Source organism: Lutibacter sp., from assembly GCF_013041805.1.
Lineage (GTDB): Bacteria > Bacteroidota > Bacteroidia > Flavobacteriales > Flavobacteriaceae > Lutibacter.
The window spans coordinates 59,359-84,276 of sequence record NZ_JABDRI010000028.1 but is presented as its reverse complement, the minus strand read 5'-3'; the positions used below and the strand labels follow the sequence as shown (position 1 = coordinate 84,276).

The following is a 24,918-nucleotide window of genomic DNA, read 5'->3' as shown; positions in this document are numbered from 1 at the left end:
TCAGTTTTATAATCCTTCATCAAATCCATCAATAGGATTTTCTTTGTGCTTCATATTTTCAGTTCTAATTTTTTCTTGAAGCATTAGCATACCTTCTAATAGAGCTTCTGGACGAGGTGGACAACCAGGAACATAAACATCCACTGGAATTACGTGATCTGCACCTTTAACCACTGAATAGGTATTATAAAAGAAAGGTCCTCCTGAAATTGCGCAAGCTCCCATTGCAATTACATATTTTGGCTCAGCCATTTGATCGTATAAACGACGTAAAACAGGAGCCATTTTATTTACAATGGTTCCTGCAATAATAATTAAATCAGCTTGTCTTGGGGAAGGACGTGCTACCTCAAATCCAAATCTTGAATAATCATGGCGAGCAGCTCCTGTTTGCATCATTTCAATGGCGCAGCAACTTGTACCAAAATAAAGAGACCAAAGTGAATTTGATCTCCCCCAGTTAATTATTTTATCTAATGAAGTAACTATTACGTTTGCTCCATTTCCAGCAGGAATTACTTTTCCTGGGAAATCTTTTGGAATTACCGGTGTTCTTCCGTCATCTCCAAGTTCGCTTATAAATGATTTTTTATCTAGTCCCATTTTAATGCTTCTTTTTTCCAAGCGTATGCTAAACCTAAACCTAAAATCACAAGAAATACCATAACTTCAATAAAAGCAACAGTTCCAACTCCTTTAAAGACTACTGCCCAAGGAATTAAAAAGGCTACCTCTACATCAAAAATTAAGAATAATATTGCAAATAAATAGTAGCCAACTTTAAATTGAACCCAAGTAGGGCCAATAGTTGTCATACCACTTTCATAAGGTTCTCGCTTTTGTGGATTGTCTGATTTATGTGAAATTAAATTTGATAAAAAGTTTGCTCCTGCAACTAAAATAACTCCTGCAAGTAAAAATACAATAATGGCTTCTGATCCCATTCTAAATACACTTTTTTATTAGACGGTAAAATTAAATGAATTCTTATAACCGTTAGCTGATATAAATCAGCTAAAAACTAAATAAATGTTACTTAACTTCGTATGTTTCTCCTGCAAAAAATAAGTCGTCAGTTTTTTTGAATTTTGAGTTTGCTTTCACTTGTTTAGTTAGCGCATCTTCTCGTTCTTCAAGAGTAACATCCTCAAAACTTCTAATTATTCCAGTTGCAATTGGATATTCAAGTCTTACTAACATTTGGTGTAAAGTAGGGTCTTGTTCTTTAGCATTATGTACCAATAAATCTTCTTGAGTAATACCGTTTTCTCCAATAGTGACAACCTCTAGTTTTAGTCCTTTAAGTACTATTCCTTTATCTCGCTCTTTACCAAAAATCATTGGTTTACCGTGCTCAAGAAATATTTGCATGTCCTCCTTTACCTTTTTATCAGTAAATTTTGTATAACAGCCATCATTAAAGATCACACAGTTTTGTAAAACTTCAATAAGAGAAGTTCCTTTAAACTTGTGGGCATCTACAAATAGTTGTGACATTTCTTTTGGAACATTACCACCAATTCTTGCAAAGAAACGCGCTCCTGCCCCTAAGGCTAATTCACCAGGAACAAATGGAGGTTGCGTGTTTCCATAAGGAGATGATTTTGTTTTTTGTCCCACTAATGAAGTAGGAGAGAATTGACCTTTAGTTAATCCGTAAATTTCATTATTAAATAAAATAATATTTAAATCAAGGTTTCTTCGTAGCACATGAATAAAGTGATTTCCACCAATAGCCATTGCATCTCCATCACCGGTAGTAATCCAAACACTTAAATCAGGATTTGCCAGTTTAACTCCTGAAGCAATTCCAGGCGCTCTACCATGAATGGTGTGCATTCCATATGTGTTCATATAATATGGGAAACGAGATGAACATCCAATTCCTGATATAAATACAACGTCTTCTTTTTTAACACCCATTTCAGGAAGTGCTTTTTGCATTGAACGTAAGATAACATAATCATCACAACCAGGGCACCATCTTACTTCTTGATCACTTGCAAAGTCTTTAAATGTATATTTTTGTTCTTTTATTGCTTCCATAATTAGTCTACTAATTTTTTAAATTCTGCTATTAGTTCGTTATTTCCAAAAGGTAACCCTTGAATTTTATTGTATTGTGAAATGTCAAGTCCGTTAAAATTAATTTTTAAAATGTTGGCAAACTGACCGTTATTTAACTCACAAACAATTATTTTTTTGAATCTTTTTAATAATTCTTCTGTGTTTTTTGGAAGTGGATTTATATAGTTAAAATGAGCAAAACCAATTGATGAATAACCTTGTTCATTAATTAATTTTACAGCTGAATGAAGTGATCCATAAGTTCCTCCCCAACCAATAACTAATAAATCTCCTGAATCTGCAAACTCAGGTTCAATATCAGGAATATAGTTTTGAACTCGTTTAATTTTTTCAGCTCTAATTTTGGTCATTTTCTCATGATTTTCAGGGTCATGAGACACATTTCCAGTAAGACTATCTTTCTCTAAACCACCAACTCTATGCTCTAATCCTGGTGTTCCTGGTATTCCCCAATTACGAGCAAGTGTTTCTTCATTTCTATCGTATGGATGCCAATTTTCAACAGCTTCTTTGGTAATATTATTTTTAATTTCAGGTAATTCACTAACACTTTGAATTTTCCAAGGTGCAGATCCATTTGCAATATAGCCATCAGTTAATAAAACAACCGGAGTCATATGCTCTAAAGCTAATTTTGAGGCTTCAAAAGCATAGTTAAAACAATCGGCTGGTGTACTTGCAGCGATTACAATTACAGGACTTTCACCATTTCTTCCATACATTGCTTGTAATAAATCTGATTGCTCTGTTTTAGTTGGTAAACCTGTTGATGGACCACCACGTTGAACATTTACCACAACTAAAGGCAGTTCCATAATCATAGCCAAACCTAAAGCCTCACCTTTTAAAGCAAGTCCAGGACCAGAAGTGGTTGTAATTGCTAAATCACCAGCAAAAGAAGCACCTATTGCAGATGCAATACCTGCAATTTCATCTTCAGCTTGAAATGCTTTTACTCCAAAGTGTTTGTGTTTAACTAATTCATGTAATATATCAGTTGCTGGCGTAATAGGATAGGATCCTAAAAATAATTCTAAACCTGATTTTTCAGCTGCAGCTAAAAATCCCCAAGCAGTTGCAGTATTCCCCATAATAACTCTATAGGTACCTGTATCCATTTTAGCAGGAGAGATTGTGTAAGCATTTGGAATTAATTCTAAAGTTTCTGCAAAGAAAAAACCAGCATTTAAAACTTTTGTATTTGCCTCAATTAAATGAGGTTTAGTTTTGAATTTTTTATTAAAAAAATCAATAGTGTGCTCTTTTTCTCTTCCATACATCCAATATACCATTCCAAGGGCAAACATATTTTTACTTCGTGTAATAGATTTATTATCTAAGCCCTCTACATCTTTTAGAGCTTCTTTTGTTAAAGAAGTCATAGAAACTTGAATGACTCTATAATTTTCTAAGCTATTATCTTCAAGTGGATTTGAGGTGTACTCAGCTTTTTCTAGGTTCTTTTTTGAAAAAGAATCTGTATCAACAATTATTGTGTGTCCAGGTTTTAATGCGTAAAGATTTGTCTTTAACCCGGCAGGATTCATTGCTACTAATAAATCTAAGTTGTCACCCGGTGTACTTACTTCTACACTACCAATATGAACTTGAAATCCTGAAACTCCATACAAACTTCCTTGAGGAGCTCTAATTTCTGATGGGTAATTTGGAAATGTTGCTATATCATTTCCGAACATAGCAGATGTATCAGTAAATTGTGTTCCTGTAAGTTGCATTCCATCACCAGAATCACCAACAAATCGTATAACAACAGCCTCTAATACTTCTGGTTGGAGTGTTTCTTTAGTTGTAACCATAATATATGATAATTAAAATTTTTTAGTTAAATTTAAAGAAAATAATTTTTGAGTAAATTATTTAAGTGTCAAATTTAAATTTACTTTTTAGATTAGTAAATGACTTTTGTCACTTAAATTTGTTTAAAATTATATATTTTTGTTGAATAAATAACTATTAAAAATAAGTAAACATGGCTATTAAAATAACTGACGAATGTATAAACTGTGACGCCTGTATTTCAGAATGTCCAAACAATGCAATTTACGAACCAGACACTGAATGGGCGTATGCTGATGAAACTTCATTAAGTGGAATGGTTACAACACCTGGAGGTGAAGAAGCTGATGCTGATGAAATGAATGAGGCAATATCGGATGAATTTTATTTTATTGTAACTGATAAGTGTACAGAGTGTAAAGGTTTCCATGATGAACCTCAATGTGCTTCTGTTTGTCCTGTTGATTGTTGTGTTCCTGATGAAGATAATGAGGAAACAGAAGAACAATTATTAGCTAAAAAAGCTTGGATGCACGGAGAATAATTTTCCCAAATTAAACATAAAAAAAGCAACTTATATAAGTTGCTTTTTTTATGTTTAATAAATAGAGTGTACTAATCATTTAATTTTAGAACAGCCATAAAAGCTTCTTGTGGAATTTCTACATTTCCAACTTGACGCATACGTTTTTTCCCTTTCTTTTGTTTCTCTAATAATTTACGTTTACGAGATATATCACCACCATAACATTTAGCAGTTACATCTTTACGCAATGCCTTTACAGTTTCTCTTGATATTATTTTGGCACCAATTGCAGCCTGAATAGGAATGTCAAATTGTTGTCTAGGTATTAATTGACGTAATTTTTCGCACATTTTTTTACCAATATTATAGGCATTATCTGCATGAATTAATGCTGAAAGTGCATCTACTGAAGTACCATTTAATAAGATATCTACTTTTACCAATTTTGAAGCTTTTAATCCTAAAGGATGATAATCAAATGAAGCATATCCTTTTGAAACAGTTTTTAAGCGATCATAAAAGTCAAAAACAATTTCGGCTAAAGGCATGTCAAAAGATAATTCAACTCGTTCAGGTGTTAAATAAGTTTGATTTGTTATTTGTCCACGTTTTTCAATACATAAACTCATAACTGGCCCAACAAAATCAGATTTTGTAATAATCGTAGCTTTAATGTATGGTTCTTCAACTCTATTTAATCTGGAAGGTTCAGGTAAATCTGAAGGATTATTAACTAAAAGAGGAGTCTCTGGTTCTTTATTTGTAAACGCATGATATGATACGTTTGGTACCGTAGTAATTACAGTCATATCAAACTCACGTTCCAAACGTTCTTGAATAATTTCTAAATGTAACATTCCTAGGAAACCACATCTAAATCCAAATCCAAGTGCTGCAGAACTTTCAGGAATAAAAACTAACGAAGCATCATTTAATTGTAACTTCTCCATAGAATTTCGTAATTCTTCATAATCTTCAGTATCAACGGGATAAATTCCGGCAAATACCATAGGTTTTACATCTTCAAAACCATCAATTCTATGAGCTGTTGGATGAATAGCATCGGTTATTGTATCTCCAACTTTAATTTCACTTGCTACTTTTACTCCAGTAATTAAGTAGCCAACGTCACCTGCTTTTATACTTTGTTTTGGAACCTGAGTTAATTTTAATGTACCTACCTCATCTGCATTATATACATTTTCAGTGGCCATAAATTTAATTCGTTGCCCTTTTTTAATCTCTCCGTTTAAAACTCTAAAATAAGTTTCAACACCTCTATAAGAGTTGTAAACTGAATCAAAAATTAAGGCTTGAAGAGGTTCATTAACATCTCCCTTTGGAGCGGGTACACGTTTAATAATTGCTTTCAAAATATTCTCTACACCAAACCCTGTTTTTCCACTTGCATGGATAACTTCTTCAGGGTCGCAGCCCAATAAATCAACAATGTCATCTGTTACTTCTTCAGGATTTGCACCGGGTAAATCAACTTTATTTAGAACAGGAATAATTTCCAAATCATTTTCTAATGCTAAATATAAATTCGAAATAGTTTGTGCTTGAATGCTTTGAGCTGCATCAACAATTAATAAAGCGCCTTCACAAGCGGCAATAGATCTTGATACTTCATATGAAAAATCTACGTGTCCCGGAGTGTCAATTAAGTTCAAAACATATTTTTCACCTTCAAAAATATAATCCATTTGAATGGCATGACTTTTAATGGTAATTCCACGTTCTCTTTCTAAATCCATAGAATCCAGTAACTGGGCTTGCTCTTCACGAGCTGTAGTAGTTCCTGTAAAACTTAATAATCTATCGGCTAGCGTACTTTTTCCGTGATCAATATGGGCAATAATGCAAAAATTTCTTATGTTTTTCATACTTCGTGTTCCTAACTACAATAGTTGCGCAAATATAACGAATTAACTATTCGAAATTACGTTATCAAAAAATGTTTGTTAGTCAACCCAGTCAGCTATGAATAAATTAGTATCGTGTGTTCCATTATTGTTTCTGTTTGAAGAAAAAACTAATTTTTTACCATCATAAGAAAACATTGGAAACGCATCAAAAACAGCATCAAAAGTAATTTGCTCTAAACCAGTTCCATCAATGTTTACCATAAATAAATTAAAGCTACTTTTTGATTTGTGATTTGATGAGAATAATACTTTCTCTCCAGAAGGGTGAAAAAACGGCGCCCAGTTTGCGCTTCCTAAATTGGTGATTTTAGTTAATTCACTCCCATCAACATTGCAAATATATAATTCCATATTAGTTGGCTGAACTAAACCTTCAGCTAACAATTCTTTATATTCCTTTATTTCAGCATTAGTTTTAGGTCTAGAGGAACGAAAAATTAATTTAGTTCCATCAGGAGAAAAGAAGGCACCACCGTCGTAACCTAATTCATGAGTTACTTGTTGAACGTTAGAGCCATCAATGTTCATAGTAAACAATTCTAAATCACCAGTTCTAGTTGAGGTGAATACAATTTTATCACCTTTCGGAGAAACTGTTGGTTCTGCATCATAGCCATCTTCAAAAGTTAACTGCTTTAATTGGTTTCCTTTTGTATCAGCTACAAAAATGTCATAACCTTCATATACAGGCCAAATATATTTATTACCATAATCTTCTTTTTTTGGCGTTGGCGGACATTCTTTATCTGCTAAATGAGTTGAAGAATATATAATGGTTTCGTTTCCTGGTAAAAAGTAACTACACGTTGTTCTTCCCATTCCAGTACTCACTAATTGAGGTTTTTGACCATTACTTAAATCATCGGTTATATTCATAGTGAAAATTTGATCACATTCCAATCCCCAAACATTATTAGCCTGAAAAACTAATTTTTTATCGTCAAAGCTCCAATAAGCTTCAGCATTATCACCACCAAAGGTTAATTGTTTTATATTTTTTAAATGTTTTTCTTCCTCGTAATGAATTTTATTTACATATTTTGTTGCGCCAGAATATCCGTCATACGATTGAGTTGTTTTTGTTTTAGATGATTTACAACCAATAAAGAAGGCTAATACTGAGATGATTAAAATTGTCTGTTTCATTTTTTTAGTTTTAAAAGTCAAAAATACAATTTTTATAAATTAATTGAGAAATAATTTAATTTCCGTAATTTTGCAGACTTAAATTTTAGATTTGGTAAAAATAGGAGACATTGAATTGTGTGATTTTCCATTGCTTTTAGCTCCAATGGAAGATGTTAGTGATCCACCGTTTAGAGCATTATGCAAAGAACAAGGTGCAGATGTCGTGTATACTGAATTTATTTCTTCGGAGGGCTTAATTCGTGATGCTGCAAAAAGCAAAAAGAAACTAGATATTTACGAAAAAGAACGACCAGTTGGAATTCAAATATTTGGAGCGAATCTTGAATCTATGTTAAGAACTGTTGAGATTGTAGAACAATCTAAACCAGATATTATTGATATTAATTTTGGTTGCCCTGTTAAAAAAGTTGTGAGCAAAGGAGCTGGAGCTGGAATTTTAAAGGATATCGATTTAATGGTAGAATTAACCGAAGCCATGGTTAAACACACTCATTTACCTATAACTGTTAAAACTCGTTTAGGATGGGATGAAAGTTCTATTCAAATTGTTGAAGTTGCTGAAAGGCTTCAAGATGTGGGGTGCAAAGCAATTTCAATTCACGGTCGTACACGTGCTCAAATGTATAAAGGTGAAGCAAATTGGGCTCCAATTGCCGAAGTAAAAAATAATTCAAGAATGCATATACCTGTTTTTGGAAATGGTGATGTAAATTCTCCTGAACGGGCTATAGAAATGCGTGATAAATTTGGATTAGACGGCGCAATGATTGGAAGAGCAAGTATAGGAAACCCTTGGTTTTTTAAACAAGTAAAGCACTTTTTTAAAACAGGAGAGCATTTACCAGATATTACTATAGCTGAGCGTGTTGAAATGGCAAGAAGACATTTACAAATGGAAATAGATTGGAAAGGAGTAGAAATTGTTGGAGTGATGGAAACCAGGCGTCATTATACAAATTATTTTAAAGGGATTCCTCATTTCAAAGAGTATCGTTTAAAAATGGTAACTTCAGATTCTGCAGAAGAAGTGTATAATGTATTTGATGAAGTTTTGCAGAAATTTGCTTAATTTTTTGGAAAGGCATTTCAGATATTTATTTCCATAAAAATATTAGGAATAAAAAGATATTAGTATAAAAGAAGCAGTTTGAAATTTTTAAACTGCTTCTTTTTTAAAGTTAATTGTGTTTATTATTTTAAATCGAATCTATCTGCATTCATAACTTTTACCCAAGCATTTACAAAATCATTTACAAATCTCTCTTTATTGTCATCTTGTGCGTAGAATTCAGCATAAGAACGTAAAATGGAATTAGAACCAAATACTAAATCAATTCTAGTAGCTGTAAATTTTATTGCTCCTGTTTTTTTAGATCGAATATTATACAATCCATTTTCTGTAGGTTCCCAAGCAAATCCCATATCGGTAAGGTTTACAAAAAAGTCGTTAGATAAAGTACCGACAGCATCTGTAAACACGCCGTGTTTTGCTTCGCCATAATTTGTTCCTAAAACACGCATTCCTCCAATTAAAATAGTCATTTCAGGTGCCGTTAAACCCATTAATTGTGTGCGATCTAACAATAATTCTTCTGGGCTTACGATATAGTCTTTTTTCAACCAGTTTCTATAACCATCGGCAACAGGTTCTAATGGCTCAAATGATTCTACATCAGTCATCTCATCAGTTGCATCACCACGACCAGGAGAAAAAGGAACTGCAACAGAAATTCCCGCATTTTTAGCAGCTTGTTCAATACCAACATTTCCTGCTAATACAATGGTATCTGCAATACTTATTTCGAATTCTGCTGCAATTGGTTCTAACACCTGTAGTACTTTTGCTAATTTTTCTGGCTCATTTCCTTCCCAATCTTTTTGAGGGCTTAATCTAATTCTAGCGCCATTTGCACCTCCGCGCTTATCTGAACCTCTAAATGTTCTTGCACTGTCCCACGCAGTTGAAACCATTTCAGAAATACTAAGACCGGCATTTGCTATTTTTTCTTTAACAGCTTCGATATCATAATTATTTTTTCCTTCAGAAATAGGATCTTGCCATATTAAATCTTCTTCTGGAACATCTGGACCAAAATAACAAGATTTAGGTCCCATATCGCGATGTGTTAATTTAAACCAAGCACGTCCAAAAGCATCAGAAAAGGCATCAAAATTATTCATAAATTTCAATGAAATTTCTTTATAAATTGGATCAACTTTCATGGCCATATCTGCGTCAGTCATCATTGGATTTTGGTGAATAGAAAAATCCTCAACATCTACAGGTTTATCTTCTTTTTTTATAGCTTTAGGTTCCCATTGCCAAGCTCCTGCAGGACTTTTTTGCAACTCCCATTCGTGTTTAAAAAGCATTTCAAAAAAACCGTTATCCCATTTAGTAGGATGGGTAGTCCAAGCACCTTCTAATCCACTTGTTACAGTATATCGACCTTTACCTGATTTATTTGGGTTTGACCAACCTAAACCTTGCTCTTCAACACCTGCAGATTCAGGATCTGGCCCTAAAATACTTGCATCGCCATTTCCGTGAGTTTTTCCAACAGTATGTCCACCAGCTGTTAAAGCAACGGTTTCTTCATCATTCATGGCCATTCTTTTAAATGTTTCACGAACTTGTTCTGCAGTTTTTAATGGGTCGGGTTTTCCATTTACACCTTCTGGGTTTACATAAATTAAACCCATTTGTACAGCAGCTAAGGGGTTGTCCATAGTAGATGGATTTTCTAAATTTTCATAACGGCTGTCACTTGGTGCTAACCATTCTTTTTCAGCTCCCCAATAAATATCTTGTTCAGGATGCCAAATATCTTCTCGTCCAAAAGCAAAACCAAAGGTTTTTAACCCCATATTTTCATAGGCAATAGTTCCTGCCAAAATAATTAAATCGGCCCAACTTACTTTATTTCCATATTTTTTCTTAATTGGCCAAAGTAACCGTCGTGCTTTATCCAAATTTACATTGTCTGGCCAAGAATTAAGTGGCGCAAAACGTTGATTTCCGGTTCCACCACCGCCTCGTCCATCAGCTGTTCTGTAAGTTCCTGCTGAGTGCCAAGCCATACGAATCATTAATCCACCATAGTGTCCCCAATCTGCAGGCCACCATTCTTGGCTGTCTGTCATTAAGTGATGTACGTCTTTTTTTAAAGCCTTAACATCTAATTTTTTCAATTCTTCTCTATAGTTGAAATTGGGTTTTAATGGATTTGTTTTTGTATCGTGTTGGTGCAAAATATCCAAGTTTAGTGCTTTAGGCCACCAATCCACTACAGATTTATTTGATGTAGTGTTCCCTCCGTGCATTACAGGACACTTGCCTTCTTTTGAATTGCTCATGATTTATAATTTTTAATGTATATTAAAATTTTTATTTATTATTAACAAATACTAATAGTAAGTGTTACTTATATTCTACTAAAATTTTACGTTTGGAGTTTTGCAAAGAATAAATTTATTAGCCACCCTATTTAAGCCTAGTAAATTTAATTGAATATTTTTATATTTTAAATAAAACAGCGAACTATTTATTCAACTAGTTTTTTAGAAATTCTACTACTCGCAATTTTTGCGGCTAAAAATCCTAAAACTAGAATGGTACTCATAACAATTACTATATTTAATAAGGTGAGCTCAACAGGGTAAGGTAAATGCTGAGTTATCATAAATAATTGATATTTTTTTTGAAGTAAAATAAGTATAATTCCCAAAGAAAGCCCAATGAATAATCCATATACAGATAATAAAATCCCTTGATAAATAAAAATACGTTTTATTTCTTTGATAGTTGTTCCAATGCTATATAATGTTTTTAGATTTTCTCGCTTATCTAAAATCATCATTATTATTGCGCCAATAACATTAAACAAAGCAATAATTAGCACTAAAGTAAAAATTAAGTACAATACTAAATTTTCTGTATTTAGCATTTTATAAAAAACGGCATTTAATTGCTCTCTTGTTTCAACTTTAAATTCATTACCAAGTTTATTCTTTAATTCAGTAATTATAAAGTCACGCTCTTTAGAATTCGCAATCTTTACTTCTAAAGCAGAAATTTTACTGGTTTTATAGCTTAATAGTTCTTGAGCTAATTCTAGAGAAACGAATGTAAATGTTTTATCAACCTCATCTGTTAATGCGAAAACACCAATAGGTTGCGTGTTTATTTTATTGAATGCATTTTTTGGATTTGTAATATATCCTTTTCCAGGTTTAGGAACGTAAATTTTTAATGGATCTAAAAAGTTAAAAACACCAACTGATAAAGTGTTTGAAATGCCATTTCCAATTACAACTCCTTGAGGAATTTTAGGATCTAGCCATGTTCCAACATAAACAGTAGTATCCATACTATTAACTCGTGTATAATTGCTGTCAACACCTTTAATATAAGCAACATGTGTTTTTTGGTTGAATTCAAAAAAAGCACGTTCTTCCAATACTTTTGAATAGGAAGCTATTCCTTTTTGTTCTAATAGAACTGTTTCAATTGAAGTATTAAAATCAAATGATTTTCCTTTTAGGGAAGTAATTTTAATATCAGGATCAAAAGTGTTTAAAAAACCAATACTAAATACTCTTAACCCCGAGAATCCAGAGAGGACTATAAACAAAGCTAATGTTCCAACTACAACACCAATAGTTGCAATAAGGGTAATAATATTTATAGTATTGTTGCTACTTTTTGAAAATAAATATCGTTTAGCTATGTATAAAGGAAAATTCAATTTATCGTTTTTGACGCTTGTCTAATAATTCAGGATTTTTGATTGGATTTCCTTTTTTCCCTTGAAGTGCATTATCAATATCTTCAATATAGTCTAGGCTATCATCAATATAAAAAGAGAGTTCAGGCATACGTCTTAATTGATTTTTTGTACGTTTTGCCATTTCATAACGAATAGATGATGTGTTTTCTTGAACACCTTTTAAAATAATGTCTCTTTTTAATTGTGGAAAAACACTTATATATACTTTTGCTTGTGATAAATCTGAAGTAACAAGAACTTTGGTAACAGATATAATTACTCCTTTCATTCCATCTTGCGCAGCGTGTTGTAAAACATCAGCTAAGTCTTTTTGTAAAACACCTGCAATTTTCTTTTGTCTGTTTGTTTCCATAGGGCAAAGATAATAGTTAAATATACATAAAATTATTTTTGATTGTTTAAAATTAATTTGAGGTGAATTTTAGGGATATATCACTTTTTATAAACATATTAAATAGTAAATTTGTTAAAATAATTATCTCAACAATGAAAAAAATTGAACATATTGGTATTGCTGTAAAAGATTTAGAAAAATCTAATAAACTGTTCGCAAGTTTGTTTGGAAAACCACATTATAAAGTTGAGGAAGTAGAAAGTGAAGGTGTTAAAACTTCTTTTTTTGATGTTGGCCCAAATAAAATTGAATTGCTTGAAGGTACAAATGCAGAAAGTCCAATTTCAAAGTTTATAGCTAAAAAAGGAGAAGGAATTCACCACATAGCCTTTGCAGTTGATAATATTTTAGACGAAGTTAAACGTTTGAAAAAAGATGGGTTTATAGTTTTAAACGAAACACCAAAAAAAGGCGCTGATAATAAACTTGTTGTTTTTCTACATCCAAAATCAACAAATGGAGTTTTAATTGAATTGTGTCAGGATGACACAAAATAGTATAAATTCAGGATCATTTATATTATCAAATTAACAAATAAATCATTAAGCAACTATTTGTATATTGCAAACTCTTTAAATAAAATTACTTTTGAGTACATCATTTGAAAAATATCAAAAAAGAAGATTACGCTCGTCGTACTTTTCAGTAATAATAAGCATTTCATTAGTCTTGTTTTTGGTAGGACTTTTAGGCTTAATTGTACTAAAAACCAAAAGTGTTACAGAGCATTTCAAAGAAAAAGTAACTATGACTATTTTTTTAAATGATAATGCAAAAAATAGTGATATTGACATTTTAAAAGCTGAATTAAAAAAAGCAGATTATACGAAATCTGTTACCTATATTTCTAAAAAAGAAGCTGCTAAAAATTATACAGAAGAAATTGGAGAAGATTTTGTAGAATTTTTAGGTGACAATCCTCTAAAAAACGCCATTGATATTTCATTAAAATCAGAATCTGTTACACCAGAGAAAATGGGTGAAATTGAAAAAAATCTCCTTATTAGAAGTATTGTTGCTGAAGTTACTTACGATAAACCTTTAATTGAGTTATTAACCAAAAACATGAATCGTTTAAGTTTTTGGATGTTATTATTTAGCGCATTATTCACCTTAATTGCAGTTGTTTTAATAAATAGTTCTATTCGCCTTTCTGTATATTCAAAAAGATTTACTATTAAAACTATGCAAATGGTTGGTGCCACAAAAGGTTTTATTAGAGTGCCTTTTATTTGGAGAAGCATTAAGTTAGGAATAATTGGCTCTTTACTGTCTATTGTGGGTTTAATTGCATTTATAATGTATGTAGATAACACTATTCCTGAATTAGCGATGTTAGAAAATTATAAAATACTTGCTATTTTATTTGCAGCTATTATTGGTTTAGGGATACTAATTACATGGTTAAGTACGTTTTTTGCTACACAACGTTTTTTAAATTTAAGAACAGATGAACTTTACTATTAATAAAATGGAAAATAAAAATAAAAACAAAAAAAGTGAATTCCTTTTCGGCAGAAAGAATTATATATTTATGTTAATTGGAATTTTAGTAATTGTTCTAGGTTTTATTTTAATGGCTGGAGGAGGCAGCGATAATCCTGCAGTTTTTAATGAGGAAATTTATAATTTTAGAAGAATTCGTTTAGCACCAACATTAGTTCTTATTGGTTTAGGGATTGAGATTTATGCAATTATGGCAAAATCTAAAAAATAAGAATGAATTATATTGAAGCCATTATTTTAGGAATTATTCAGGGGTTAACTGAATTTTTACCGGTTTCTTCTAGTGGACATTTAGAACTTGCCAAAGTGCTATTGGGTGATCATTCAATTCCTCAAGAAAGTTTAACATTTACAGTAGTTGTTCATTTTGCTACAGCACTAAGCACCATTGTTATTTTTAAAAAAGATATTTCTCAAATTCTAAAAGGTTTATTTCAATTTAAATGGAATGATGAATTTCAATTTTCTTTAAAAATAGTTGTTTCTATGTTGCCTGCAGTTTTTATGGGTTTAATTTTCGAAAAAGAATTTGAGCGGTTTTTTGGAGGTGAAATACTATTAGTGGGTTTTATGTTAATTATTACTTCTTTGTTATTATTATTTGCTGATAGAGCAAAAGACACGACTCAAAAAGTTACATTTTTTAGTGCAGTTGTTATTGGTGTTTCTCAAGCCTTAGCCATTTTGCCTGGTATCTCAAGATCTGGAGCTACTATTTCAACGTCAGTATTATTGGGTGTTGATAGAGTGCAAGCGGCGCGTTTTTCTTTTTTAATGGTTGTGCCATTAATATTCGGAAAAATTGGGAAAGATGTATTATCTGGCTCAATTGATTTTCATAGTTCGCAAATCGGTATATTAGGAGTTGGCTTTATGGCTTCTTTTATTGCTGGCCTTTTTGCTTGTAAATGGATGATAGCTATTGTTAAAAAAAGTAAACTTTCCTACTTTGCATTATATTGCTTTATAATTGGTAGTATAGCAATTGCAGTTACTTTAAGTAATAATTAAAGAATGACAGAAGAAGATTTTAAAAACGGACAAGTTTTATTAATTGATAAACCTTTAAACTGGACTTCTTTCCAAGTAGTAAATAAATTGCGTTGGCATATTCGTCAAAAATTTGGAATTAAGAAAATTAAAGTGGGTCATGCAGGTACTTTAGATCCCTTAGCAACCGGTTTACTAATAATTTGTACAGGTAAATTCACCAAAAAAATTAATGAATATCAAGGGCAAGTTAAGGAATATACCGGCGAATTTACGCTAGGGGCCACTACACCAAGTTACGATTTAGAAACTGAAGTGAACGAAACTTTTCCTATTTCACATATTACCAGAGAGTTAATTGAACTTACAGCGAAACAATTTGTTGGAGAAATAGATCAAATACCACCAATTTTTTCAGCATTAAAAAAAGATGGAAAAAGATTGTATGAATTAGCTAGAGCTGGAGAAACAACTGAAATAAAATCAAGAAAAATTAATATTGCCGAATTTGAAATTACTAAAATAGACTTACCTAAAGTAAATTTTAGAGTGGTTTGTAGTAAGGGAACATACATTCGTTCTTTAGCATATGATTTTGGAAAATCACTAAATTCAGGAGCTCATTTATCTATATTAAGAAGAACTAAAATTGGAGATTTTAAAGTTGATGATGGTATGAAAATTGAAGAGTTTATAGCAAGTTTATAACTTTTAATTTTTCATGAAAAATACTCTCTTAGGTGTCCTTCTACTTTTTATGCTAAATGGTTTTTCTCAAGAAGAGAAAGAGCAAAAGTTATTTTATTCATTAACAATTCATGCAACCTTGGCTAGAAATACGAATTATGGTGAGTATGATTACTATACTGGAGAAGAAGATAGAGCCATTTTTGCAATTGGTGCTTTTTTTGTAAGAAATGGAATTGAGTTTAAAATGAATAAATTAGTAACTACAGGTCTTAAAGTTGGTCTAGATTATCATAGTGAATCTCAAATATTAGCCATTCCGTTTTATCTTGATACTAAAATTACCATTTCAGAAGTTGATGATGATAAATTTTATGTAAGTAGTGGGTTTGGAAAATTACTAAAAATAGCTAAATCATTTGAAAGCGGTAACTATTTTAAAGTCGGAATAGGGTACCATATTGCAGGAGCTACTAAAAATTTATTCGTTTTAAACCTTGATTATCATCAAAAGAATTTATCAAATTTTGAAAAAGGTAAATTAAATAGCTTGTCAATAGGATTTGGATTGTTATTTTAAAAACCGTCCAAGCCAGCTATCCATAATATTTATTTCCCAATTATATTCTAATTCCTCTTTAAGGGTAATCATATTATTAAAAACTATCGTTTTTTGAGAAACTCCTTTGTTCTTTATCATTTTTTTGAAGTCTATCAAATCCTTGTATTGCACAAATTCACCTTGCTTATAACAAACATTTATTCTATCCATTAAAACAATTTTAAATACTTTTTCAAGCTCTTGAATAAACGTAATTAATAAATCGTGCGCTTGCAAACTCAAACTTTGTGCTGTGTCATCAACAGAAATAATAATGAAGTGATTATATGCTAATTTATAAGAACATTTAATGAGAACTCCTTCGTCGTCCCACTCTGATAAAAATTCCTCAATACGTTCTTTGATTTGAGCTATTTCCTGCGGATAAAATTTTCTACTTGATGGGAAAATCCATAGTTTTGACTCATCTGGAAGTTGATTAAATTGTACAATCATTTCTTTTATTTAGAACGCAAAGATATCTAAATTAATAACACAATAATATTATGAAGCTTTAAGTATTTTAATAAGGTCTTCTTGTGTGTTTATTCCTTTATCTTTATTGTACCAAACTTGTAAATTCTTTTTAAAATCAGCATCTAAACTACCGTTTTGCTCTTTATAGTTTAAAACCATTCTAGTTGCAATTGAAGGTCTTGGCCCCCAAGAATTTATTACATTATTTTGGTTGTCTACAATAATAATTTTTGGGATAGACTTACTTCCATTCGTTAAGAATTCATTCATAAGCTCTTCATTATCATCTCTTAAAACAATTTTCAACTTAATTTTTGATGAAGCTTCAGCAATTTTATTTAAAACAGGTATAATTTGAGCAGCATCTCCACACCAACCTTCTGCAATTACTAAAAAAGTAAAATCGTTTTTTAAATTATAAATTGAAGCTTCTGTTTCTTCAGATATTTTCAATTTTTTATCAAGTCTATCCATTCTTTTATCATTCAACTTACTGTAGTTTAAGAGGTCTTTAGATTGAATGTCTCCAGTAGACTTTCCTTGTTTTATAAGGTCTTTTATTAAAGTTCTATAGTCTAAGTATGAAATGCTTTTTTTTAAACTATTATTTATAAGTGTATTATTCATGTATCAAATTCTATGTAAAAAATAAACGAAGTGCAAATGTATTAATTACAAGCTTTAATCAGCATATAATGTAGCACAAAAATAATAATTTTATAATAAAAATTATCTTTGTTAAAACAATAAAAGATATAAAGGTCTGTTTATCGTTAAATATGACATTTGTCATTTAAATTGTAATATAGTTAAGTTACTTTTGTTACTTTAAATATTAATATTAATAATAAAACCATGAGAAATTACAATCTAATCCTCACAATTATAGCATTATTCATATTTGTTATAATATCATGTAACGGTGAAAAAAAGCTTGAAACTAAAGAAGTTTCAAAAGAACCATTATCAGAGGTAAAAGGACAAGCATCAGTTAAAGCAGCTGAAGGAGCTGACCCAAATGCGTTAGAAGTTGCAAAATCTTTAGATGATTTTTCAACTTTAGTTGTTGCAATAGAAGCAGGAGGAGTTCAAGATGCACTTGTAAATGTGGGTCCGTTAACAGTTTTTGCACCTATAAATAATGCATTTAGTAAGTTGACAGAAGGAACTGTTGAAACTTTATTAATACCTGAAAATAAAAGTCAGTTAGCTTTTATATTAAAAAACCATGTTGCTCCATCAAACTATCCAATTAATCAATTAAAAAAAGAAGCAAAAAAAGGGAGAAAATTATATATGGCCTCAGGAAAATACTTGGTTGTAGAGCATAAAGCAGATGGTATTTATGTGGGTGGAACAAAAATATTAAAAACGGTTCAAGTAAGTAATGGGTGGATACATGTTATTGATAATGTATTAGTTCCTCAAGAATAATTTTAAGTAAAAAAATAAATAATTAAAAATGAAATTAAAAGTATTTATAATAGCAGTAGCTATAGTATTTGTTTCCTGTGGCAGTGATGCAAAGAAAGGTAACGAAACTTCTAAGCCAAATGAAGAAAAAGTTGAAGTAAATGATGTAGTTGTGAGTGATGATTCAATGCAAGACATAGGAATTGGCCCTATAGAAAGTATGACACTTTCTGAAATTGACGAAGCAATGGCAGCCGAAGGTGAAGTTGTATTTAAAGCAAAATGCTCGGCATGTCATAAACTTAGCAAACGTTTTGTAGGTCCAGGTCTGGCTGGAGTAACAGAAAGACGTTCACCAGAATGGATCATGAATATGATTTTAAATCCCGAGGAAATGGTTGAGAAAAATCCAACTGCTAAAAAATTATTAGCTGAATATTTAGCGCCTATGGCTAACCAAAATTTAACAGAAACGGAAGCTAGACAAATATTAGAATATTTTAGAACTAAAAAAGCTAAATAAAATTAATTATTAAAATAAAACAGATGAAAACAATTTTTAAATTTCTATTTGCAATTACTATAGTATCATTAGTATTTAGTAGTTGCGGAAATGAAGGCTCAAGTAAGAAAGGAGCTTTATCAAGTAGTGCAGCAGAAAAAGTTTATGTTGCACCAGGTGAACATGATGAATTCTATGCCTTCGTGTCTGGAGGATTTAGTGGGCAATTAGCAGTTTATGGTCTTCCATCAGGAAGATTATTTAAAGTAATTCCCGTTTTTTCAGTAGATGCCGAAAAAGCATATGGCTTTAATGAAGAGACCAAACCAATGTTAAATACGTCTCACGGATTTATTCCTTGGGATGATTCTCATCACCCTGATATTTCTCAGACAGCTGGTGAATTAGATGGACGTTGGGTATTTATCAATGGAAATAATACACCGCGTATTGCAAAAATTGATTTAACTACTTTTGAAACAACTGAAATTATTGAAGTGCCAAATTCAGCAGGTAATCATAGTTCTTCTTTTGTTACTGAAAATACAGAGTATGTTGTTGCTGGTACTCGTTTTAGTATTCCTTATCCTCAAAAAGATATGCCAATTGATGAGTACAAAGGTAATTTTAAAGGAGCATTAACTTTTATTTCAGTTGATCCAGAAGATGGTAAAATGAATATAAAATTTCAATTAATGATGCCAGGATTTAATTATGATTTATCTCACCCAGGAAGAGGAGATTCTCATGGTTGGTTCTTCTTCACAACTTATAATACGGAAGAAGCAAATTCTTTACTAGAAGTAAATGCATCTCAAAACGATAAAGATTTTATTGCAGCTATCAATTGGAAAAAAATTGAAGAATATGTTAATAATGGAGGAGGTACAAAAGCTCCGGCTAACTACGCACATAATATTTACGACGAGCACACACATTCAGCTACTTCAACTATGAAAAAAGAAGTATTAATTGTAAACCCAGCAGATGTTCCTGGAGCCGTATATTTTATGCCAACACCTAAATCACCTCACGGTTGCGATGTTGATCCTTCTGGAGAGTACATTGTAGGTAGTGGTAAATTAGCTGCTGAGTTAACTATCCATTCTTTTAGTAAAATGATTAAAGCTATAGATGATAAAAAATTTGATGGTGAAGCTTATGGTATTCCAATTTTACAATACGAAGCCACTTTAGCTGGTTCAGTTAAACAACCAGGTTTAGGACCTTTGCATACAGAGTTTGATGGACAAGGAAATGCTTATACTACTTTCTTTATTTCTTCAGAAGTTGTAAAATGGAAATTAGGAACTTGGGAAGTTATTGATAGAAAACCAACATATTACTCAGTTGGTCACTTAATGGTTCCTGGAGGAAATTCAAGAAAACCATTTGGAAAATATGTATTGGCAATGAATAAAATCACGAAAGACCGTTATTTACCAACAGGCCCAGAGGTAACTCAATCAGCCCAATTATATGATATTTCTGGTGAGAAAATGGAATTATTATTAGATTTTCCAACTATTGGAGAACCTCATTATGCTGCAGGGATACCTGCGGAATTATTAAAAGCAAATTCAAAAAAATTCTTTAAGTTAGATGAAAATAAACATGAGTACGCAACAAAATCTGAAGCAGAAGCAAAAGTTGTAAGAGACGGAAACGAAGTTCATATTTATTTGACAATGATTCGTTCTCATTTTGCACCAGATAACATTGAAGGAGTACAAGTAGGAGATGAAGTATTTTTTCACGTAACAAACTTAGAACAGGATTATGATGTACCACATGGAATTGCTATGATTGGAGCTCAAACTTCTGAGGTGTTAGTTATGCCAGGGCAAACTGAGACGTTCAAATGGTATCCAAAACAAGTTGGTGTTTGGCCATTCTATTGTACAGATTTCTGTTCTGCATTGCATCAAGAAATGCAAGGATATATAAGAGTATCACCAAAAGGATCTGATGTTCCTATATCGTATACGTTAGATGGTGATGCTGTAGATGCAGAATAAGTTCTTTTTAGATTGATTTGAAGAACTTTATAAAAGGGTAAGTATATAATTTACTTGCCCTTTTTAATTAAAAAAAATACTTATATTAAACTTAATAAATTATGAAAAAACCTAAATTATTTATGGTAATTGGTTCTTTACTGCTGCTTGGTTTATTTGTGTTTCCACTTTGGAATATTACTTTAGAAGCACCTCAATACCCTATACCATTAGGAATGGATATACATATTAACAAATTTACAGACACACACGAATTTGATATTAAAAACATCAATTTGATGAATCATTATGTAGGGATGAAATATATTCCAGAGACAATTCCAGAATTTAAAATATTTCCATGGGCTATTGGAATAATGACAGGCCTAGGTGTACTAATAGGATTTTTCGGAAATTATAAACTATTTCTGGGTTGGTTTATTTTAATGAGTTTATTAGGTATAGCCGGAATGTATGATTTTTATTTATGGGAGTATGATTATGGGCATAGCTTAGATCCAAAAGCAATTATGAAATTCACAAATCCTGATGGTTCAATTATGGGTTTTCAACCTCCATTATTTGGCTCAAAAGATATCCTAAATTTTAAAGCACATTCATATCCAAGACTTGGAGCATATCTTATGTTTTTAGGAATGTTATTTACCGTAATAGCTTACTTTTTAGGTAAAAAAGAAGTTACAATTTAATATAAAATAAAAAATAAAATATTTTTTTAAAACGAGTATGTCCAACAAACTTCACTCGATTTTAATTTATATTTAAGAACTATTAAAATCAGAAATAATGAAAACTACTCTTTTAAAATTATTTTTAAGTGCTGTACTATTAGGAATATTAATTTCTTGTAATGTTGAGCCGGAAGCTATTGAGTATGGAAAAGATCAATGTAGTTTTTGTAAAATGAATGTTGTTGATAAAACTCATGCATCACAGTACGTAACCAAAAAAGGAAAACAATTTAAATTTGATGCAATTGAATGTATGATTCATGATTTAAACGAAAAAAATGAAGAAGACATCTCACTTTTTTTAGTTGCAAATTATACTAATCCAGGCGAAATGATTGATGCTAAAACGGCTATATTTTTAATAAGTGAAGAAATTAAAAGCCCTATGGGAGCTAATTTATCAGCTTTTTCTTCAAAAAACAAAGCCGAGGAATTACAGCAAAAGCATGGTGGTGTAAACTATACTTGGGAAATTTTAAAGCAAAAACTTTCAGATAAATGATGAAATATAAAATCTTATTATTTTTCTTTTTTACTACATTCACTATTTCAGCAAAACAGATTGAAGTTTGTGAAACTTGTACTGTAAAATCCATTAAAGAAGCTATTAAAATTGCTGAGACAGGTGATGAAATAGTTGTAAAAAAAGGGATTTACAAAGAAAACAATATTATTATTAATAAATCCATTTCTCTTATTGGTGAAAAAGGAGCTGTAGTTGATGGTGAAGATACTGGAGGAATTATAATTTTTGAGGCTGATAATTTTACCATTAGAGGTTTGAAAATTATAAACGTAGGAATGAGCTACACAATAGATTATGCAGCAATTAAGGTTATAAAAGCTAAAAATTTCATTATTGAAGACTGTATTTTAGAAAATGTATTTTTTGGGCTTTTAATTGAAAAATCTAAAAACGGAATTATTAGAAATAATAGAATATCCGGAAATAGAAAAAGCGAAGCAAGTTCAGGAAATGGTATTCATATTTGGGATGGAAGTGAAATGGAAGTTTATAATAATCAATTAACTGGTTTACGTGATGGAATTTATTTTGAGTTTGTAAAGCAAAGTGTAGTTTTTGAAAATAACAGCCATAATAATATTCGTTACGGATTGCATTTCATGTTTTCAAATAATAATATTTACCATCATAACGAATTTAAAAATAATGGAGCAGGCGTAGCTGTAATGTTTTCAAAATTTATAACCATGCATCACAATACTTTTAAATTAAACTGGGGTTCTGCTTCGTATGGTTTATTACTAAAAGAAATTTATGATGCCGAGATTTACAACAATTTATTTGAAGAAAATACTATTGGAATAAATGGTGAAGGTTGTACAAGAATAAATTACAAAAACAATACTTTTTTAAGAAATGGCTGGGCAATTAAAATTGCAGGAGCCTGTTATGCAAACATTTTTGAAAAGAATGATTTTATGCATAATTCATTAGATTTATCGTACAATACTAAAAAAAATGATAATAGTTTTAATAATAATTATTGGAGCGAGTACACCGGTTATGATTTAGATAAAAATGGAATTGGAGACATTCCATATCGTCCTGTAAAATTGTTTTCATACATTGTAAATAAAACTCCTGAAGCTTTGGTCTTACTAAGAAGTTTATTTGTTGATATTATCAATTTTTCAGAAAAAGTTTCACCGGTTTTTACACCTGACGATTTAACGGATGAAAACCCTATAATGAAAAAAATTAATGATTGAATTTAAAAATTTACACAAACGATTTGGTAAACTAACTGTTTTAGACGGCTTAGATTTATCAATTAAAGAAGGCGGAATTTTCGCTATACTTGGACCAAATGGCTCAGGAAAAACGACTTTAATTAAATGTTTATTAGGGATGGTAATTCCAAATACAGGAGTTATAAGTTTTAAAAATGAGAATGTTTTAGGAAAATTTGAATATAGAAATAATTTAAATTATTTACCTCAAATAGCCAATTTCCCACCAAATTTAAGAGTAATTGAACTGATTAATATGGTAAAAAACCTTCGTCCTAAGAAATCTAAAGAACAAGAGTTAATTGAACTTTTTGGCTTAGGACATTTTTTAAATAAAAAATTAGGAAACCTATCAGGAGGAACAAAACAAAAAGTGAATATAGTGCTTACATTTATGTTTGATAGTGAGTTAATTATTTTAGATGAACCTACTACTGGTTTAGATCCTATAGCTTTAATTCATTTAAAAGACTTAATTCAAAAAGAAAAGGAGAAAGGGAAAACCATATTAATTACAACACATATCATGAGTGTTGTTGATGAATTAGCGGATGAGATTGTGTTTTTATTAGATGGTAAAATTTATTTCAAAGGAAGTATTGATGCGCTTAAAAAACAAACTGAAAATGATAATTTAGAGCACGCAATTGCTAATTTAATATCTAAACAATATGCTTAAAATATTAAAATATAGTTTTTACGATTTAATGCGCAGCCGTTGGAGTTATGTGTACTTTTTATTTTATTTATTACTTGGTTTTGTGTTACTGTTTTTAAATAATGATGTGTCAAAAGCAGTTATAACTTTAATGAATATTATCATAGTTTTAACACCTTTAATAGGAACAATTTTTGGTGTTATGTATTATTATAATTCAACAGAATTTACTGAACTTTTGTTAGCCCAGCCCATAAATAGAAACAAAATATTTATGGGGCAATACATTGGTATTTCATTGTCTTTAACACTAAGTTTAGTATTGGGGTTGGGGATTCCATTTATGGCTTACGGACTTTTTAAATCATCCATAATTTTTGATTTTAGTTTATTACTAGTTGTTGGCTCTTTTTTGAATTTTATTTTTGTAGCACTTGCTTACAATATTGCACTTTCAACGGAAAACAAAATAAAAGGATTTGGATATGCCATATTAATGTGGTTGTTTTTAGCGGTAATTTACGATGGAATTTTCTTAATTTCATTAGTTTTTTTTAATGAATATCCTCTAGATAAATTTTCATTGATAGCTACTATGCTTAATCCAATTGATTTATCCCGAATATTGATTCTTTTGAAATTAGATATTTCTGCATTGTTAGGCTATACAGGAGCTGTTTTTAGAAAGTTTTTTGGGACAAACATAGGCATGTTATTTTCTATGTTCGTTCTGGTATTTTGGGTAATATTACCTATTCTTAGAATGAATTTTAAACTTAAAAAGAAAGATTTTTAGTTTATTTTAATATATAGTTTTTATTGAACATAATTTACAACTTAATTTCGCAATTTTTATAATTATTATATTGAACTTAGTGTTATTGCATTTTGTTCATTTGCTTACTTTT

27 protein-coding genes are annotated in these 24,918 nt (G+C 30.8%); 16 read left to right on the top strand and 11 right to left on the bottom strand.

The window, feature by feature from the left end:
- Window positions 1-6: 6 nt before the first annotated feature.
- From nuoB to HKP59_RS04045, 4 genes are all read right to left on the bottom strand, one after another.
- Window positions 7-603, bottom strand: coding sequence for an NADH-quinone oxidoreductase subunit NuoB (nuoB, locus tag HKP59_RS04060; RefSeq protein WP_291803678.1), 597 nt, complete (start codon window positions 601-603; stop codon window positions 7-9).
- Window positions 594-944, bottom strand: a complete 351-nt coding sequence (locus HKP59_RS04055; protein ID WP_291803676.1) for an NADH-quinone oxidoreductase subunit A — start codon at window positions 942-944, stop codon at window positions 594-596. The genes nuoB and HKP59_RS04055 overlap by 10 nt, the downstream gene beginning before the upstream one ends.
- Before the next feature lie 88 nt (window positions 945-1,032).
- A complete protein-coding gene (locus tag HKP59_RS04050) occupies window positions 1,033-2,046 on the bottom strand; it encodes a 2-oxoacid:ferredoxin oxidoreductase subunit beta (RefSeq protein ID WP_291803674.1) in 1,014 nt (337 codons plus the stop codon).
- Between the two features lie 2 nt (window positions 2,047-2,048).
- Window positions 2,049-3,905 (bottom strand): 2-oxoacid:acceptor oxidoreductase subunit alpha, encoded by a 1,857-nt coding sequence (locus tag HKP59_RS04045; protein WP_291803673.1) that lies wholly within the window; start codon window positions 3,903-3,905, stop codon window positions 2,049-2,051.
- A 173-nt stretch (window positions 3,906-4,078) separates the two neighbouring features.
- Here HKP59_RS04045 and HKP59_RS04040 point away from each other — a divergent pair, with 173 nt between their 5' ends.
- A complete protein-coding gene (locus HKP59_RS04040; protein WP_291803671.1) occupies window positions 4,079-4,429 on the top strand; it encodes a 4Fe-4S dicluster domain-containing protein in 351 nt (116 codons plus the stop codon).
- Between the two features lie 71 nt (window positions 4,430-4,500).
- On the opposite strand, the gene lepA is transcribed toward HKP59_RS04040, so the two are convergent.
- Window positions 4,501-6,297: a translation elongation factor 4 gene (gene lepA, locus HKP59_RS04035; protein ID WP_291803669.1), complete on the bottom strand. Its 1,797-nt coding sequence runs from the start codon at window positions 6,295-6,297 to the stop codon at window positions 4,501-4,503.
- 78 nt (window positions 6,298-6,375) lie between these two features.
- Window positions 6,376-7,485: a hypothetical protein gene (locus HKP59_RS04030; protein WP_291803667.1), complete on the bottom strand. Its 1,110-nt coding sequence runs from the start codon at window positions 7,483-7,485 to the stop codon at window positions 6,376-6,378.
- Window positions 7,486-7,576: 91 nt separating this feature from the next.
- Here HKP59_RS04030 and dusB point away from each other — a divergent pair, with 91 nt between their 5' ends.
- Window positions 7,577-8,557 (top strand): tRNA dihydrouridine synthase DusB, encoded by a 981-nt coding sequence (gene dusB / locus HKP59_RS04025; protein ID WP_291803665.1) that lies wholly within the window; start codon window positions 7,577-7,579, stop codon window positions 8,555-8,557.
- Between the two features lie 122 nt (window positions 8,558-8,679).
- Here the strand turns inward: dusB and katG are convergent, their stop codons facing one another.
- The 3 genes from katG to rbfA form a co-directional block, all read right to left on the bottom strand.
- Complete coding sequence (gene katG, locus HKP59_RS04020) at window positions 8,680-10,845, bottom strand: catalase/peroxidase HPI (RefSeq protein WP_291803664.1); 2,166 nt, start codon at window positions 10,843-10,845, stop codon at window positions 8,680-8,682.
- A gap of 188 nt (window positions 10,846-11,033) precedes the next feature.
- Window positions 11,034-12,236 (bottom strand): FtsX-like permease family protein, encoded by a 1,203-nt coding sequence (locus HKP59_RS04015; protein ID WP_291803662.1) that lies wholly within the window; start codon window positions 12,234-12,236, stop codon window positions 11,034-11,036.
- Window position 12,237: 1 nt separating this feature from the next.
- Complete coding sequence (gene rbfA / locus HKP59_RS04010) at window positions 12,238-12,630, bottom strand: 30S ribosome-binding factor RbfA (protein WP_291803660.1); 393 nt, start codon at window positions 12,628-12,630, stop codon at window positions 12,238-12,240.
- Between the two features lie 134 nt (window positions 12,631-12,764).
- On the opposite strand from rbfA, the gene mce reads away from it, so the two are divergent.
- The 6 genes from mce (at window position 12,765) to HKP59_RS03980 (ending at window position 16,435) form a co-directional block, all read left to right on the top strand.
- A complete protein-coding gene (mce, locus tag HKP59_RS04005; protein WP_291803658.1) occupies window positions 12,765-13,169 on the top strand; it encodes a methylmalonyl-CoA epimerase in 405 nt (134 codons plus the stop codon).
- A 91-nt stretch (window positions 13,170-13,260) separates the two neighbouring features.
- Complete coding sequence (locus HKP59_RS04000; protein WP_291803656.1) at window positions 13,261-14,139, top strand: permease-like cell division protein FtsX; 879 nt, start codon at window positions 13,261-13,263, stop codon at window positions 14,137-14,139.
- Window positions 14,123-14,389 (top strand): DUF3098 domain-containing protein, encoded by a 267-nt coding sequence (locus HKP59_RS03995; protein ID WP_291803655.1) that lies wholly within the window; start codon window positions 14,123-14,125, stop codon window positions 14,387-14,389. The genes HKP59_RS04000 and HKP59_RS03995 overlap by 17 nt, the downstream gene beginning before the upstream one ends.
- A gap of 2 nt (window positions 14,390-14,391) precedes the next feature.
- Window positions 14,392-15,189 (top strand): undecaprenyl-diphosphate phosphatase, encoded by a 798-nt coding sequence (locus HKP59_RS03990; protein WP_291803653.1) that lies wholly within the window; start codon window positions 14,392-14,394, stop codon window positions 15,187-15,189.
- A gap of 3 nt (window positions 15,190-15,192) precedes the next feature.
- Complete coding sequence (truB, locus tag HKP59_RS03985; protein WP_291803651.1) at window positions 15,193-15,876, top strand: tRNA pseudouridine(55) synthase TruB; 684 nt, start codon at window positions 15,193-15,195, stop codon at window positions 15,874-15,876.
- 13 nt (window positions 15,877-15,889) lie between these two features.
- Window positions 15,890-16,435 (top strand): hypothetical protein, encoded by a 546-nt coding sequence (locus tag HKP59_RS03980; protein ID WP_291803649.1) that lies wholly within the window; start codon window positions 15,890-15,892, stop codon window positions 16,433-16,435.
- Here the strand turns inward: HKP59_RS03980 and HKP59_RS03975 are convergent.
- Window positions 16,427-16,912: an ABC transporter ATPase gene (locus tag HKP59_RS03975; RefSeq protein WP_291803647.1), complete on the bottom strand. Its 486-nt coding sequence runs from the start codon at window positions 16,910-16,912 to the stop codon at window positions 16,427-16,429. The two genes, HKP59_RS03980 and HKP59_RS03975, sit on opposite strands and share 9 nt — an antisense overlap.
- 48 nt (window positions 16,913-16,960) lie before the next feature.
- Window positions 16,961-17,560 (bottom strand): thioredoxin family protein, encoded by a 600-nt coding sequence (locus HKP59_RS03970; protein ID WP_291803644.1) that lies wholly within the window; start codon window positions 17,558-17,560, stop codon window positions 16,961-16,963.
- A gap of 228 nt (window positions 17,561-17,788) precedes the next feature.
- Here HKP59_RS03970 and HKP59_RS03965 point away from each other — a divergent pair, with 228 nt between their 5' ends.
- The 8 genes from HKP59_RS03965 to HKP59_RS03930 all read left to right on the top strand — a co-directional run bounded on the left by HKP59_RS03965 (window position 17,789) and on the right by HKP59_RS03930 (window position 24,806).
- Window positions 17,789-18,367 carry a fasciclin domain-containing protein gene (locus HKP59_RS03965; RefSeq protein WP_291803643.1) on the top strand — a complete coding sequence of 193 codons (579 nt, stop codon included), beginning with the start codon at window positions 17,789-17,791 and terminating at the stop codon, window positions 18,365-18,367.
- A 28-nt stretch (window positions 18,368-18,395) separates the two neighbouring features.
- Window positions 18,396-18,869, top strand: a complete 474-nt coding sequence (locus HKP59_RS03960; protein ID WP_291803641.1) for a cytochrome c — start codon at window positions 18,396-18,398, stop codon at window positions 18,867-18,869.
- A gap of 23 nt (window positions 18,870-18,892) precedes the next feature.
- Window positions 18,893-20,866, top strand: coding sequence for a Sec-dependent nitrous-oxide reductase (nosZ, locus tag HKP59_RS03955; RefSeq protein ID WP_291803639.1), 1,974 nt, complete (start codon window positions 18,893-18,895; stop codon window positions 20,864-20,866).
- A gap of 101 nt (window positions 20,867-20,967) precedes the next feature.
- The gene (locus tag HKP59_RS03950) at window positions 20,968-21,555 is read left to right on the top strand and encodes a hypothetical protein (protein WP_291803638.1); all 588 of its coding nucleotides are present in this window, start codon (window positions 20,968-20,970) and stop codon (window positions 21,553-21,555) included.
- A 97-nt stretch (window positions 21,556-21,652) separates the two neighbouring features.
- Window positions 21,653-22,099 (top strand): nitrous oxide reductase accessory protein NosL, encoded by a 447-nt coding sequence (locus tag HKP59_RS03945; RefSeq protein WP_291803637.1) that lies wholly within the window; start codon window positions 21,653-21,655, stop codon window positions 22,097-22,099.
- The gene (locus tag HKP59_RS03940; RefSeq protein WP_291803698.1) at window positions 22,099-23,331 is read left to right on the top strand and encodes a nitrous oxide reductase family maturation protein NosD; all 1,233 of its coding nucleotides are present in this window, start codon (window positions 22,099-22,101) and stop codon (window positions 23,329-23,331) included. The genes HKP59_RS03945 and HKP59_RS03940 overlap by 1 nt, the downstream gene beginning before the upstream one ends.
- The gene (locus tag HKP59_RS03935; RefSeq protein ID WP_291803635.1) at window positions 23,324-24,031 is read left to right on the top strand and encodes an ABC transporter ATP-binding protein; all 708 of its coding nucleotides are present in this window, start codon (window positions 23,324-23,326) and stop codon (window positions 24,029-24,031) included. The genes HKP59_RS03940 and HKP59_RS03935 overlap by 8 nt, the downstream gene beginning before the upstream one ends.
- Window positions 24,024-24,806, top strand: a complete 783-nt coding sequence (locus HKP59_RS03930) for an ABC transporter permease (RefSeq protein WP_291803633.1) — start codon at window positions 24,024-24,026, stop codon at window positions 24,804-24,806. The genes HKP59_RS03935 and HKP59_RS03930 overlap by 8 nt, the downstream gene beginning before the upstream one ends.
- Window positions 24,807-24,918: the final 112 nt, after the last annotated feature.